This is a genomic window from Streptomyces sp. NPDC088124 (genome assembly GCF_040685895.1).
GTDB lineage: Bacteria > Actinomycetota > Actinomycetes > Streptomycetales > Streptomycetaceae > Streptomyces.
In genome coordinates, this window is sequence record NZ_JBFBJB010000012.1 from 130,791 (window position 1) to 144,279 (window position 13,489).

At 73.1% G+C, this 13,489-nt stretch carries 11 protein-coding genes; 7 read left to right on the plus strand and 4 right to left on the minus strand.

Annotated features, from left to right (window positions below):
- Together AB0P17_RS12395 and AB0P17_RS12400 are read left to right on the plus strand one after the other, a co-directional pair.
- Complete coding sequence (locus AB0P17_RS12395) at positions 1–588, plus strand: hypothetical protein (protein WP_365810118.1); 588 nt, start codon at positions 1–3, stop codon at positions 586–588.
- 80 nt (positions 589–668) lie between these two features.
- Positions 669–914, plus strand: a complete 246-nt coding sequence (locus AB0P17_RS12400) for a hypothetical protein (protein ID WP_365810120.1) — start codon at positions 669–671, stop codon at positions 912–914.
- 114 nt (positions 915–1,028) lie between these two features.
- Here AB0P17_RS12400 and menC read toward each other — a convergent pair whose 3' ends face one another.
- A complete protein-coding gene (gene menC / locus AB0P17_RS12405; protein ID WP_365810122.1) occupies positions 1,029–2,138 on the minus strand; it encodes an o-succinylbenzoate synthase in 1,110 nt (369 codons plus the stop codon).
- Positions 2,135–3,001, minus strand: coding sequence for a chorismate synthase (locus tag AB0P17_RS12410; RefSeq protein WP_365810124.1), 867 nt, complete (start codon positions 2,999–3,001; stop codon positions 2,135–2,137). The genes menC and AB0P17_RS12410 overlap by 4 nt, the downstream gene beginning before the upstream one ends.
- Positions 3,002–3,131: 130 nt before the next feature.
- Between AB0P17_RS12410 and AB0P17_RS12415 the strand changes: the two genes are divergently transcribed.
- Complete coding sequence (locus tag AB0P17_RS12415) at positions 3,132–4,790, plus strand: helix-turn-helix domain-containing protein (protein ID WP_365810126.1); 1,659 nt, start codon at positions 3,132–3,134, stop codon at positions 4,788–4,790.
- On the opposite strand, the gene dapE is transcribed toward AB0P17_RS12415, so the two are convergent.
- The gene (dapE, locus tag AB0P17_RS12420; RefSeq protein ID WP_365810127.1) at positions 4,770–5,888 is read right to left on the minus strand and encodes a succinyl-diaminopimelate desuccinylase; all 1,119 of its coding nucleotides are present in this window, start codon (positions 5,886–5,888) and stop codon (positions 4,770–4,772) included. The two genes, AB0P17_RS12415 and dapE, sit on opposite strands and share 21 nt — an antisense overlap.
- Before the next feature lie 221 nt (positions 5,889–6,109).
- Here dapE and AB0P17_RS12425 point away from each other — a divergent pair, with 221 nt between their 5' ends.
- The 4 genes from AB0P17_RS12425 to AB0P17_RS12440 are packed head-to-tail and all read left to right on the plus strand — an operon-like array spanning position 6,110 to position 10,397.
- Positions 6,110–7,057 (plus strand): ABC transporter substrate-binding protein, encoded by a 948-nt coding sequence (locus tag AB0P17_RS12425; protein WP_365810129.1) that lies wholly within the window; start codon positions 6,110–6,112, stop codon positions 7,055–7,057.
- The gene (locus AB0P17_RS12430; RefSeq protein WP_365810131.1) at positions 7,054–8,001 is read left to right on the plus strand and encodes an amino acid ABC transporter permease; all 948 of its coding nucleotides are present in this window, start codon (positions 7,054–7,056) and stop codon (positions 7,999–8,001) included. The genes AB0P17_RS12425 and AB0P17_RS12430 overlap by 4 nt, the downstream gene beginning before the upstream one ends.
- Complete coding sequence (locus AB0P17_RS12435; protein ID WP_365810132.1) at positions 7,998–8,777, plus strand: amino acid ABC transporter ATP-binding protein; 780 nt, start codon at positions 7,998–8,000, stop codon at positions 8,775–8,777. The genes AB0P17_RS12430 and AB0P17_RS12435 overlap by 4 nt, the downstream gene beginning before the upstream one ends.
- Positions 8,778–10,397 carry a D-aminoacylase gene (locus AB0P17_RS12440; protein WP_365810134.1) on the plus strand — a complete coding sequence of 540 codons (1,620 nt, stop codon included), beginning with the start codon at positions 8,778–8,780 and terminating at the stop codon, positions 10,395–10,397. It begins immediately after the preceding gene.
- A 34-nt stretch (positions 10,398–10,431) separates the two neighbouring features.
- On the opposite strand, the gene AB0P17_RS12445 is transcribed toward AB0P17_RS12440, so the two are convergent.
- Positions 10,432–13,413: an FAD-binding and (Fe-S)-binding domain-containing protein gene (locus AB0P17_RS12445; protein WP_365810136.1), complete on the minus strand. Its 2,982-nt coding sequence runs from the start codon at positions 13,411–13,413 to the stop codon at positions 10,432–10,434.
- Positions 13,414–13,489 lie beyond the last annotated feature (76 nt).

A 13,489-nucleotide genomic window follows, 5' to 3' on the forward strand; every position in this document is an offset into this window, starting at 1 on the left:
ATGCTGATCCTGACCGCCCCCGCCCGTACAGTGACCGGAAGCGCCGCTCGCGCCGCCTCCTTCACCGTGCTGACCAGCGCCGTGGCGGCGGGGCTGCATCACGCGACAGCGGATTCGCCCGTCTCCTGGCCGAGCCTGGCACTCGCCGCCCTGGTGATGTTCGCCGGTGCCGCCCCCGCCTTCCACTTCGGGACCCCCCGCGCCGTCGTCGCGGTCGTCGTGGTGATCCAGGCAGCTCTGCCGACCTGGCTCAACGCCACCGAGCGCGCGGTGACGACGGACGGACACCTCCGGCTGCCGCCGGTCTGGCACCACAACAGCCCTGCCATGGCCGTACTCAACCTCACGGCCGGACTGGTGCTGGCCTGGCTTCTGCACAGCGCCTGTGCCCTGCCCCCGCAGATCTTCCAGACATGGACGGAACCGGCCAGGCAGTGGGCCGTACGGCTGGCAAGGGCGCTCTCGGTCCAACCGCCGCAGCCGTACGAGCCCAGCACGCCCCACCCCGGGCTCCTCGCCCCACGCGCGCTCTCCTCCCAGACCGCGCATCTCACCCTCCGGCACCAGCGAGTGCCCTGCGGACCGTAAGCAACGGCGTTCTCCCGCGTCTCTCACGCGCCACCCGGCCGTGACGAACCGACCGTCAACGACGTCCCAGGAGTACCCGTATGCCCACGCGCCTCATCGAGGCGTGCCGGGCAGGCTCGGCCTGCCCGCGCGTCCTCGCCGACCCGGACGCCCCGCCGTCCGCCGAGGTCTACCAACCGCAGAACACCCCTCGCACCGGCGAGGGCCTGATCACCTTTCTGACCTCCGCCCAGACCCTCCTCTTCCTGCTCGTCGGCGTCCTGGCCGTCGTCCTGTTCGCCGCGACCGCCTGGCACAGCAGGCGCGAACGGCGCCCGAAACGCTAGGGCAAAAGGAGCCGGGGGAGCCCCATCCGATACGGATTCCCCGGGGCCGCCGCGGAAGTGACGCGGCGGCCCCGCGGGCCCCGCGGGCCCCGATGTCCCCGGTGGCCGGCCCGGTCAGCCCCCGTACAGGACTCTCCGCGCCGTCGTGTGGCGGCGCAGCGCCTCCGGCAGCGGCTCGACACCGATGCCCGGGGTGCGCGGCACCGGCAGGTGGCCGTCCGCCAGGACGAAGGGCTCGGTGATGTCCTCGGCGAAGTACCGGCCGGAGGCGGAGGTGTCGCCGGGGAGGGTGAAGCCGGGGAGGGCGGCGAGCGCGAGGTTGGGGGCGCGGCCGATGCCCGTCTCCAGCATGCCGCCGCACCACACCGGCACCCCGTGCGCGTGGGCGACGTCATGCATGCGACGGGCCTCCAGGTAGCCGCCGACCCGGGCGGGCTTCACGTTGACGACCCGGCACGCCTCCATCGCGATCGCGGAGGCGGCGTCGCGGGCGCTGTGCAGCGACTCGTCGAGACAGACGGGGGTCGCGACGCGCTGCTGGAGCCGGGCGTGGGCGTGGAGGTTGTTCTCCTCCAGCGGTTCCTCCATGAGCAGGAGCCCGAACTCGTCCAGTTTCCGCAGGTGTTCGGCGTCCGCGAGCGAGTAGGCCGTGTTGGCGTCGACCTGGAGCGGCAGCGCGTCCCCGAAGCGCTCGCGCACGGCCCGTACGGGTTCCAGGTCCCAGCCGGGTTCGATCTTCAGCTTGATGCGTACGTATCCCTCGGCGAGGTAGCGCTCGACGTCGTCGAGGAGTTCCCCGAGGGAGTCCTTGATGCCGACGGAGACCCCGGCGGGTACGCGGTCCCGCACGGCCCCCAGATAGGTCGCGAGCGGCATGCCGTGCGCGCGCAGTTCGGCGTCGAGTACGGCCGTCTCCAGCGCCGCCTTGGCCAGTTCGTGTCCCTTGATCTCCGCCATCGCGGGGGCGAGCGCGGCGGCGGTGAGGGCGGGGAGGGCGGCCACACGGGGCAGCAGGAAGTCGCGGAGCACGAGTTCGGCTCCGGCCACGAACTCCGAGCAGTACAGCGGCTCGGGGTCGGCGGCGAACTCCGACCAGCCCTCGGCCGCGTCCGTGACGACATGCAGCAGGAAGGTGTCCTTCGTCGTCATCGTGCTGAAGGAGGTGCGGAAGGGGGTGACGAGGGGAAGGGCGATGTGGACGGCTTCGACGCGTTCGAGTTTCATGCCGGGGTGTTCCCCTCGGTGGCGCGGGTGAGGGTGTACCAGCCGTCGCGGGACATCGCCGTGGCGACGTACCGCTCGGCGAACGCCTCCGTGAGGACCTCGCGGAGGGCGTGGCGCCAGCGCAGCGCGAGCAGCGGCTCGACGGCGCGCAGCTTGACGATGTCGTCCGGGACGCGGCACCAGATGTGGCGGTCGTCGAGGCCCCGGCGGGCGAGGGGCGCGCCGTCGGGGGCGGGGTGCGTGGCGGGGGCGGCGTCGCGGTCGTCCGCCCCGTTGCCCGGCGCCGGATGCGCGGTCCGTGCCGGATGCCGGGCCGGCGTCAGATCCCAGGTCACCGTCAGCCGGTCGCTCTCGTCACCGTCGTTCACCCCGTCGGCCATGGGGCCGTAGAAGTCGACCAGGTACTCCGTGCCGACGGCACCCAGCTTGACCAGGTTGAAGCGGGCGTTACGGCCGACCAGCGGGTCGAAGGTCCAGCGCATGGTGCGGGCGCCGCGTTCCAGCGCCCAGACGCGCTGGGCCTGCTTCACCGCGTACCCGACGCCGCGGTCGGAGGCGGCGGCAGCGGCCACGAAGGAGTACACGTCCGCGTGTTCCGGCGGCCCGAAGACGGCGACGGCGGCTCCGGCGAGGCGGGTGCCGTCGTACGCGGCGTGCACCGCGCCCCCCGCGTGGACCAGGCTGTGCAGCACCTCGGCCGGGTAGGGCGGGGTGCTGCGGGGGGTCTGCCAGACGTCGCTGAAGAAGTCGGTCACGGCGGCGATGCCGGTGACGTCGTGCAGGGCACGGAGCGTGACGCCGGCCGTGCGGGCGGCGGCCGTCGCGAGATCGCGCGCGCCGGAGACTTCTGCGGCTCCTGTCATGCTGTCGCTCCTGTCATGGGTCGAGTCTCGGAGCTCGTGACGGTCCTCACGTTGTGCGTCAGGACAAAGCGCGCTTACGTTCCTGATGAGATCGGCCAACCCGTGAACGATCAAAGCGCGAGGAGGCCCCGTGGACACCTGGACCCTCGGCGAACTGCTGGACGTCGGCGGCGGCCCCGCCGTCACCCTGCACACCGCCCCCGCCGGACTCACCGTGCCCGTCACCGAGGCGTTGCTGTACGACGCCCACTCCCCGCTCCCCAGGGCGCCCGGGGCGCTGCTCCTCGCGGTCGGGGTGCGCGCGTCCGCGGCGGGGCCGCTGGCGCGGGCCGCGGCGGAGGCGGGGATGAGCGGGCTCGTCGTCCGCGGCCAGGACGGGCCGCTCGCGGAGGCGGAGTCCGCGGGGCTCGCGCTGCTGTCCGTGGCCGGGGACGCCGCCTGGCACCAGGTGCATCTGCTGCTCGCCTCGGCGATCGGTGCCCTCCCCCAGGCCCTCGGCTTCGACCGGGGAGGAGCGACCACCGGGCCGGCCGACGGCGGCGCCGCGCTCGGTGACCTCTTCGCGCTGGCCGACGCCGTCGCCGCGGCCGTCGGCGGCGCCACCGCCATCGAGGACCCCCGGCAGCGGATCCTCGCGTACTCGACCGTGCCGGGACAGCGGGTCGACGAGGACCGCAGGCAGGGCATCCTCGGCCTCCAGGTGCCCGGCAGCCCGGAGAATTCGGAGCAGTACCGGGTGCTCTTCTCGGCGGCGGGACCGGTCCGGCTGGCGGCGCTGGGCGGCGGCGCCGGAGGGCGCGGAGGTGACAACCTTCCCCGGCTCGCCGTCGCCGTCCGCGCCGGCGGCGAGACCCTCGGGTCGCTCTGGGTCGTGGACGACGGCAGGCTCGCGCCCGACGCCGAGGAGGCGCTCGTACAAGGGGCGTCCACCGTGGCGCTGTGGCTGCTGCGGGCGCGGGCCGCGCAGGAACTGGCCCGGCACCAGAACGGGGATCTGCTGCGCCGGCTGCTCGACGGCACCGCGGACCCGGCCGGCGCGGCCCACCGCCTCGGCCTGGGCCTCGGCCCGGACGGAGAGCCGGCACCCGTACGCGTGGCCGCCTTCGTACTCGACTCCGCGGTCTCCGAACCGGACGGCGAGCAGAGCGCGCTACGGCTCCTGGAACTCGTACGGCTCCAGTGCCGGGCACGTTACGGCCGGCACGCGTGCGTCCTGGTAGACGGCGTCGTGTACGCGCTGCTGCCCGCGCTCGGCGAGCGCGGCTCGGCACGGCACAAGGGGCTCGCCGAGGACATCGTGCGGCAGGCCGGACAGGCGCTGCGGGTGCCCGTGCGGGCCTCGCTGGGGGATGTGGCACCCGGGCTCGCGGAAGTGGCGGCCTCCCGCGACGACGCGGACCTGGTGCTGCGCCTCCTCGGCCCCGGCCTCCCGGTGGCGTCCGCGGACGAGGTACGGCCGCGGGTCACGCTGCTCAGGCTGACCGAGGTCCTGGCCGAACGGCGGGAGCTGTCCACCGGGGCCTGGCGCGACATCCTCGCGTACGACGCCGGGCACGGCACCGACTACGCCCGCACCCTCGTCTCGTGGCTCGACGCGGGCTGCGACATGGCCGGCGCGGCGCGACTGCTCGCCGTGCACCCCAACACCTGCCGCTACCGCCTCAAGCAGGCCCAGCAGCAGATCGGGATCGACCTCGACGATCCCGACGAACGGCTGGTGCTGTGGCTGCAGCTGAGGACGCTGGGTGGACTGGACGGGTCGTCGCGATCATTCCGAGGTCCTGTCTGACCCGTCCCGCCCGGCTCCGAGCCACGCCCGCAGCCGGGTCTCGCACTCCCGCAGCTGCGCCACCGGCACGTACTCCCCCGCCGTGTGCGCGAGCACCGGATCTCCGGGGCCGTAGTTGAGTGCCGGGACGCCGAGCGACGCGAACCGCGCCACGTCGGTCCAGCCCAGCTTGGGCCGGGGTGTCGCGCCCAGTACGCCGACGAGCGAGGCGACCGCCTCCTGGCCGAGACCGGGCAGCGCACCCGGTACCGTCTCCGTCACCTCGACCTCGTACGCGTCCTCGGGGAAGAGACCCCTGACGTACGCCTGCGCCTCCGCCGCCGAACGGCTCGGCGCGAAACGGGCGTTGACCGTGATCACGCACTCGTCGGGGACGACGTTGCCCGCGACCCCCGCCCGCACGGCGACGGCGTTCAGCCCCTCCCGGTACTCCAGGCCGTCGATCACGACCCGTTCGGGCACATGGTCCGCGAGCCGCTGGAGTACCGCCCCGGCGCGGTGCGCGGCGTTCACCCCCCGCCATGCCCGCGCGGTGTGCGCCCGCTCCCCGCGCACCGTGATGTCCGCCGTCAGCACGCCCTGGCAGCCGGCCTCGACGCCCGCGTCGGAGGGCTCCATCAGGATCGCGAGACCGGCCGTCAGCAGCTCCGGCCGTTCGGCCGCGATCCTGCCGAGGCCGTTGCGGTCGCCCTCGACCTCCTCGCACTCGTAGAAGACGTACGTGATGTCGCGCGCGGCGGGCTCGGGGACGGTGGCCGCGAGGCGCAGGGCCACGGCGACCCCGCCCTTCATGTCGCAGGCGCCGAGGCCGTGGAGCAGGGCGCCGTCGAGGCGGGACGGCAGGTTTCCGGCGGCGGGCACGGTGTCCAAGTGGCCCGCGACGAGAACCCGTTCGGGGTGGCCGAGTTCGGTGCGGGCCACCACCGAGTGGCCGACGCGGGTGACGGTGAGGTGGGGCAGGGCGCGGAGCGCCGACTCGACGGCGTCCGCCAGCCGGGCCTCCTCGCCGCTCTCGGAAGGGGTGTCGACAAGGGCGCGGGTGAGTGCGACGACATCGGCGGTGAGATCGAGTTCCGGCGCGGGTCCGAGTGGGTCCATGCCGCTGATGATGCGATGGGGGGCACAGGGAGGGGTGGGCCGGTCGGCCAGAGATCGAGAGGACTGTTTGGCTGATCGGCCAAGGGGCCCGATCACTTTAGGCCGGACGGCTAAAGAATGCCGGGAACGGCCCCTTCAAGATGCTGGCACGGCCAATGTTTCACCTGCCCGCACCAGGGGTTCGAGTAGCCGTTCACGCCCGCTCACCTACCGAGGCCCCTATGCGAAAACATGAACGCCTCCGCGGTTTCTCCCTGCCCGCCGCCGCCGGGTGCCTTGCCGTAGCCCTGCTCGTTTCCGGGTGCGGTGGCGGTACCACCGGCCCGGCGCGGGCATCGGTGGACCTGTCCGGCGTCCGGCAGGACGCGGGACTGCACGCCCTGCTTCCCGAAGCCATCCGGAAATCGGGACGCGTCGTCGTCGGCACCAACGCACCCTATCCGCCGTTCGAGAGCTTCCGTTCCGAGAGCGACCAGGAATTCGTCGGCCTGGACATCGACCTGGCGAGGGCCGTCGGAAAGGTGCTCGGTGTGCGGTTCGACTTCCAGCAGCAGCCGTTCGACGGGCTGGTCCCCGGCGTCAAGTCCGGGAAGTACGACCTGGTCATGGCAGGCATGGTGGACACCCCCGACCGCCAGAAGGTCATCGACTTCGTCGACTACGGCGTCCTCGTACCCACCCTTCTGGTCAACAAGAAAAGGCACTCGGATTTCCGCGACATGATGAGCCTGTGCGGGCACACGGTCGGCGGCCAGACCGGCACCACCACCATCACGGACATCGAGAAGAACTCGCGCGCGTGCGGGGCCGCGGGAAAACCGGCCAACGAACTCCAGTCGTACCCCGTGTTCTCGCAGTCGCTGCTCGCGCTGAGCAGCGGCAAGGTGGACGCGGTCATCACCAACTCCGCACTGGGCGGATACGCCCTGAAACAGCAGGGTGACGGTCCACTGGGAATCGTCAGGGAATTCGACTTCGGCGCCAAACGCGACCTCATCGGCATAGGCGTCTCCAAACAGCGCACGGGGCTTTCCCAGGCCATCCAAAGCGCCCTGCGCCATCTGGAGAAGAGCGGTGACTACCGCCGGATCCTGGGCCACTACGGCATGGCCGACTACGGCCTGACCGACTACACGATCAACGGAGCGAGCAAGCGGAGGCACACGTGAGCACCGTCCCCGGGACGCGGACCGAGACCGGGACCGAGGCCGTGTCCTCCCAGGTCACCGGCGCGGCGCTGACCATCAGGCCCCTGCGCCACCCCGTCCGCACCGCCTGCGGCGTGCTGGCGCTGCTGTGCCTGGCCGGAGTCGTCTGGTCGGTGGCCAAGAATCCCAACCTGGAGTGGCACACGGTCGGTGAGTACCTGTTCCACGAGCGCACCCTCGCGGGGCTCGGCGTCACTCTCTACCTGACGGTCATCTGCATGGTGATCGCCGTCCTCGGCGGCACCCTGCTGGCGGTCATGAAGCTGTCGGACAGCTTTCTCCTCCGGGCGATCGCCGATGGCTACGTCTGGCTGCTGCGGGGCGTGCCGCTGCTCGTCCAGCTGATCTTCTGGGGCTTCCTCGGCGCCTTCTACCAGCAGCTGATCATCGGCATCCCCTTCACCGACGTGGTCTTCTACAGCACAGAGACCAACACGCTGGTGACCGCCACGGTCGCCGCCGTGCTCGCGCTCGGCCTCAACGCGGCCGCGTACGCCGCGGAGATCGTGCGCGGCGGCATCGCCTCCGTGGACGCCGGGCAGCGGGAGGCCGCGTACGCGCTCGGCCTCACCCCGGGACGGACCATGCGCAGGATCGTGCTGCCCCAGGCGATGCGCGTGATCGTGCCGCCCATGGGCAACGAGACCATCACCATGATGAAGATGACCGCCCTGGTCTCGGTCATCGCGGGCAACGACCTGATGACCAACCTGCAGAGCATCTACTCGATGAACTTCAAGGTCATCCCGCTGCTCGTGGTCGCCTGTCTCTGGTACCTGGCGCTGACCACCGCGCTCACCTTCGGGCAGCGCCACCTGGAGCGGCGCTTCGGCCGCGGTGTCACATCGGCCCGCGCCGGCTCCGGCCCGCGCGCGACCCCCCTCACCGGAGGTGAGCAGGCATGACCACGCCCAAGCCGCCGACGCCCATGCTGTCGGCGCAGGACGTCCGCAAGAGCTTCGGACACCAGGAGATCCTGCGGGGCATCGATCTGACCGTGGAACAAGGGGAGGTCATGTGCCTGCTCGGGCCGAGCGGTTCGGGCAAGAGCACGTTCCTGCGCTGCGTCAACCACCTGGAGCGGCTCGACGGCGGACAGCTGTACGTCGACGGTGAGCCCGTCGGCTACCGCCGGACCGGCGATGAGCTGCGGGAACTGTCACCGCGCGAGGTCGCCGCCCGGCGCGCCCACATCGGCATGGTCTTCCAGCGGTTCCACCTCTTCCCGCACATGACCGTCCTGGAGAACATCATCGAGGCGCCGCGCCAGGTGCTGGGGCGGAGCAAGGAGGCCGCCTGTGCCCAGGCCCGCGTCCTGCTGGACCGGGTCGGTCTGGCCGACAAGGCCGACGCCTATCCGGCGCACCTGTCCGGTGGCCAGCAGCAGCGCATCGCCATCGCCAGGTCGCTGGCGATGGAGCCCAAGCTGATGCTCTTCGACGAGCCCACCTCGGCGCTCGATCCCGAGCTGGTGGGCGAGGTGCTGAGCGTGATGCGCGACCTGGCCGGGTCCGGCATGACCATGGTCGTGGTGACCCACGAGATCGGCTTCGCCAAGGAGGTCGCCGACCAGGTGGTCTTCATGGACGACGGGGTGGTCGTGGAGTCGGGCACACCCGAAGAAGTACTGGCACGACCGCGGCACGAGCGGACCAAGGCGTTCCTCGGAAAGGTGCTCTGAATGCCCACGACATCCGGCGGCCCCGCCGCCTCCGGCCGGCCCGACACCTCCCCGGTCCGGCCCGCGGCCTCGGGCGCGACCGCGACGCCCCGGGGCGGGGCGCTCCTGATCACCGGTGCCACGGTGGTGGACGGCACCGGGGCGCCGCCCCGGCCGGCCGACGTGACCGTCACCGGTGACCGGATCGCGGCCGTCGCACCGCCCGGCACCTTCGCCGCCGACGACGGATACGCCACGCTGGACGCCAGCGGGCTGGTGCTGGCGCCCGGCTTCATCGATCCGCACTCGCACGCCGACACCTCCCCGCTGGAGCACGAGGACGACACCAGCAAGATCCTCCAGGGCATCACCACCGAGGTGGTCGGCAACTGCGGAACGAGCCCGGACCCCCGTCCGTACGGCGGCTTCGGCCCCCTCTACGAAGCACTCGACGCGGCGGGCCACGTCACGCACTACTGCCCGCTCGCCGGCCACGGGGCACTGCACGGGGCGGCCATGGACGGCCGCCCCGGACCGCCGGACCGCGACGACGCCCGCCGGATGGGCGCGCTCCTCGACGAGGCCATGGAGGCAGGGGCCTTCGGGATGTCCTCCGGGCTGATCTACCCGCCCGGCGTCCACAGCGCCCCCGGTGAACTGGTCGAGCTGGCCGCCCGGCTCCCCGAGGGCCGTATCTACGCCACCCACATGCGCGACGAGGGACGCCATCTGGGACGCAGCGTCGAGGAGGCGGTCGGCCTGGGCGCCCGCACCGGCCGCCGCGTGCAGGTCTCCCACCTCAAGGCGGCCGGTGTGCCGTTCTGGGGCGGGGTGGACGACGCGCTCGCCCGCCTGGACCGGGCCCGCGCCGAGGGCGTGGACATCAGCCAGGACGTGTACCCGTACGACGCCAGTTCCACCACCCTGCTGGCCGTCCTGCCGCCCTGGTTCCTGGAGGGCGACGACGACCTGGTGCGGCGCAGGCTCGACGATCCGGTCCAGGTCGACCGCGCCCGCGCCGAGGTCGACGACCCCGCCGACCACGGCTGGGAGAACATCGTGGCGGGCGACGGATACGACCGGATCATGGTGTCCTCGACCCGCAGCCACGGCCATGAGGGCGCCACACTCGCCGAACTCGCCGGAACGCTGGACATGGCGCCGTTCGAGGTGATCGTGCATCTGCTGCGTACCGAGGACCTCCAGGTGAGCATGGTCGACTTCTCCATGGCCGAACGGGACGTCGAGACGGTGCTGCGCGCCCCGCGCACCAGCGTGTGCACCGACGGCCTGCCCGTCGGGCTGGGCGGCAAGCCGCATCCCCGGCTGTACGGGAGCTTCCCCCGGGTACTGGGCCGGTACGTGCGTGAGCGCGGCGTGCTGGACCTGGCGACGGCCGTCCACAAGATGACCGGGCTGACCGCGGAGGTCTTCGGGGTACCGGACCGCGGACGGCTCACGCCCGGCCTGGTCGCCGACCTGGTGGCGTTCGACCCGTCCACGGTGGGTGAGACCGGGACGTACGCCGACCCCCGGCGTGTGCCGGCCGGGATCCGCTGGGTGATGCAGGCCGGCCATGTCGTCGTCCGCGACGGCCGCTGGCTCGGCGCCCGCCGCGGCGGGCGCCTCACACCGGCCTAGGGGCACGGGGGTGGGCACGGAGGTGGGCACGGGGTCAACCCTCCAGCGCCTCCGCCAGGACCTCCGCCAGGTGCCTCGCCCGGGTGCCGTTCAGCTGTTCCAGCTGCGTACGGCACGAGAAGCCGTCCGCCAGGATCTCCGTGCCGTCCGCGGCCGCCCTTACGGCGGGGAGCAGTTGGTCCTCGGCGCAGGCCACCGACACGTCGTAGTGGCCGCGTTCGAAGCCGAAGTTGCCCGCGAGGCCGCAGCAGCCGCCGCTCAACGCGCCGGTCAGGCCCGCGCGTTCGCGCAGCCGGCGTTCCGCCGCGTCGCCCAGGACCGCGTGCTGGTGGCAGTGGGTCTGGCCGGCGACCGCGCGGTCCAGGCGCGGGGGACGCCACTGCGGGGCGCACTCCTCCAGCACCTGGGCGAAGGTACGGACGGCCCCGGCGAGGCGGGCCGCGCGGGGGTCGTCGCCGAGGAGTTCCGGGAGGTCCGTGGTGAGCGCGGCGGCGCAGCTCGGCTCCAGGACGACCACCGGGAGGCCCGCGTCGAGCAGCGGCTCCATCGTGTCGAGGGTGCGGCGCAGGACCGTACGGGCCCGGTCGAGCTGGCCGGTGGAGACGTACGTGAGCCCGCAGCAGACCTTGCCGCGCGAGAGCCTGCCGCGCGCGCCGGCCCCCGGTGTCACGAGGTCGAGGCCCGCCGCCTCCAGCACCCGTACCGCCGCCCGGCCGACCGACGGCGACAGGTACTCCGTGAAGGTATCCGGCCACAGGACGGCCTTCGGCCCGCCCACGGGCCCGCCACCCGGCCCGCCACCCGGCGCGTCCGGGGACGCGGTCCGCCGCCCGCGGCGCAGCCAGCGGCCGAACGTCTCCGGTGCCAGCGCCGGGATCCCCCGCTCGGGGGCGATCCCGCCGAGCCGTTTCGCGGGCGCCGCCAGGGCCGGTACCCGCGCCGCCGCGTTCAGTACGCGCGCGAAGGGCGCCGCCGCGCGGAGCCACAGCGGCAGCCACCCCATCGCGTAGTGGGCGGCGGGGCGGCGCCGGCCCGCGTAGTGGTGGTGCAGGAACTCCGCCTTGTACGTGGCCATGTCCACGCCGACCGGGCAGTCGCTGCGGCAGCCCTTGCAGGACAGGCAGAGATCGAGGGCGTCCCGTACCTCCGTCGAGCGCCAGCCGTCCGTCACCACCTCGCCCGCGAGCATCTCGTGGAGCAGCCGGGCGCGCCCGCGCGTCGAGTGCTGCTCCTCGCCCGTGGCACGGAAGGAGGGGCACATCACGCTCTCACCCGAACTCGGTCCGGCCACACGGCACTTGGCCACGCCCACACAGCGCCGTACGGCCGCCGAGAAGTCCCCGCCGGCGGGGCCGTCGTGCGGATAGCCGAACGCGACGTCGACGGGTTCGCGCGGCAGCACGGCGAAGCGCAGGTTCGCGTCGAGACGGGCCGGCCGGGCCAGCACGCCCGGGTTCATGCCGCCGTCCGGGTCCCAGATGTCCTTGAACTCGGTGAAGAGCGCGACGAGTTCGTCCCCGTACATCTTCGGCAGCAGCTCCGCGCGCGCCAGCCCGTCGCCGTGTTCGCCGGAGAGCGAGCCGCCGTGGGCGACGACGAGTTCCGCGGTCTCCTCCGAGAAGCGGCGGAAGCGCCGTACGCCCTCCTCGCCCAACAGGTCGAAGTCGATGCGGACATGGATGCAGCCGTCGCCGAAGTGCCCGTACGGCGTTCCCCGCAGCCCGTGTTCGGCCAGCAGGGCCCTGAACTCCCGCAGATACGGGCCGAGTCGGGCGGGCGGGACCGCGCAGTCCTCCCAGCCGGGCCACGCCTCACTGCCGTCCGGCATGCGCGTCGCCGTCCCGGCGGCGTCCTCCCGTACGCGCCACAGCGCCCGGGTCCCGGCCGGGTCGGTCACGACGGCGGCGTCCAGCGCGTCGGCCGCGCGCACGATCTCCCCGGCGCGGGCGCACGCCTCCGCGGGCGCCGCGCCGCCGGTCTCCACGAACAGCCAGGCGCCGCCGCGCGGCAGGTCGTGGCCGCCGCGCACCAGGTCCTCGGCCATGCCCTCGACGGTGAGCGGTCCGTACGGGAGGAGCCCGGCGGCGGCCTCGGCCGCGGCGCTCTCGTCCGGGTAGCCGAGCACGGCGAGGGCGCGGGCGGCGGGCGCCTCGACGAGCCGTACGGTCGCTTCGGTGACGACGCCGAGCGATCCCTCGCTGCCGCAGAAGGCGCGGGCGAGGTCGGTGCCGTTCTCGGGGAGGAGCGCGTCGAGCGCGTAGCCGGAGATGCGGCGGGGCATCGCGGCGGGGAAACCGGTGCGCAGGAGCGCCAGGTTCCGCTCCACCAGCGCGCGCAGCCCGGCGGGGGCGCCGGGGGAACCCGATCCCGCGCCGGGGCCGCCCGTACCGGGGGAGCCCGATCCCGCGCCGGAGCCGCCCGGGCCCGGCCCCCAGCCTCGTTCCAGGCGCAGCGACTCGCCCCCGTACGTCAGGACCGACAGGCCGTGGACGTTGTCGGCGGTGGTACCCCAGGCCACCGAGTGCGATCCGCAGGAGTTGTTGCCGATCATCCCGCCGAGCGTGCACCGGCTGTGCGTGGAAGGATCGGGGCCGAAGGTCAGGCCGTACGGGCGGGCCGCGGCGCGCAGTTCGTCCAGGACGACGCCGGGCTGGACGACCGCCGTACGGGCCGCCGCGTCCAGCGACACGACGGAGCGCAGATGGCGGGTGAGGTCGAGGACCACCCCGACCCCCGTGGCCTGCCCGGCGATCGAGGTACCCGCGCCGCGCGGCACCACCGGTACGCCGCGCTCGCGGCAGACCGAGAGGGCCGCGGCCACGTCCGCCGCGTCGCGCGGCGCGACCACCCCGACCGGTACCCGGCGGTAGTTGGACGCGTCCATGGTCATGAGGGCCCGCGTGGCGGCTCCGAAGTCGACCTCACCGCGCATGGCTGATTTCAGCTCCCGCGCGAGGACGGTGGACGTCCGGATCGCCACTGCTGTCGATTCCCGCTGCTCAACCTGGTCGGCCATACCTCCAGGATGCCCCCGGGACGGTCCCGGATCAGGGGTTTCCCTCTCCGCCACACCCGTTGAGGAGAAGAAAGCA

What these genes read in the sequence shown, in the direction of transcription:
- dapE (WP_365810127.1), bottom strand. Translation starts at nt 5,888, where the DNA reads ATGGACCCACTCGGACCCGCGCCGGAACTCGATCTCACCGCCGATGTC.
- AB0P17_RS12435 (WP_365810132.1), top strand. Translation starts at nt 7,998, where the DNA reads ATGACCACGCCCAAGCCGCCGACGCCCATGCTGTCGGCGCAGGACGTC.
- AB0P17_RS12400 (WP_365810120.1), top strand. Translation starts at nt 669, where the DNA reads ATGCCCACGCGCCTCATCGAGGCGTGCCGGGCAGGCTCGGCCTGCCCG.
- AB0P17_RS12395 (WP_365810118.1), top strand. Translation starts at nt 1, where the DNA reads ATGCTGATCCTGACCGCCCCCGCCCGTACAGTGACCGGAAGCGCCGCT.
- AB0P17_RS12445 (WP_365810136.1), bottom strand. Translation starts at nt 13,413, where the DNA reads ATGGCCGACCAGGTTGAGCAGCGGGAATCGACAGCAGTGGCGATCCGG.
- AB0P17_RS12425 (WP_365810129.1), top strand. Translation starts at nt 6,110, where the DNA reads ATGCGAAAACATGAACGCCTCCGCGGTTTCTCCCTGCCCGCCGCCGCC.
- AB0P17_RS12440 (WP_365810134.1), top strand. Translation starts at nt 8,778, where the DNA reads ATGCCCACGACATCCGGCGGCCCCGCCGCCTCCGGCCGGCCCGACACC.
- AB0P17_RS12410 (WP_365810124.1), bottom strand. Translation starts at nt 3,001, where the DNA reads ATGACAGGAGCCGCAGAAGTCTCCGGCGCGCGCGATCTCGCGACGGCC.
- menC (WP_365810122.1), bottom strand. Translation starts at nt 2,138, where the DNA reads ATGAAACTCGAACGCGTCGAAGCCGTCCACATCGCCCTTCCCCTCGTC.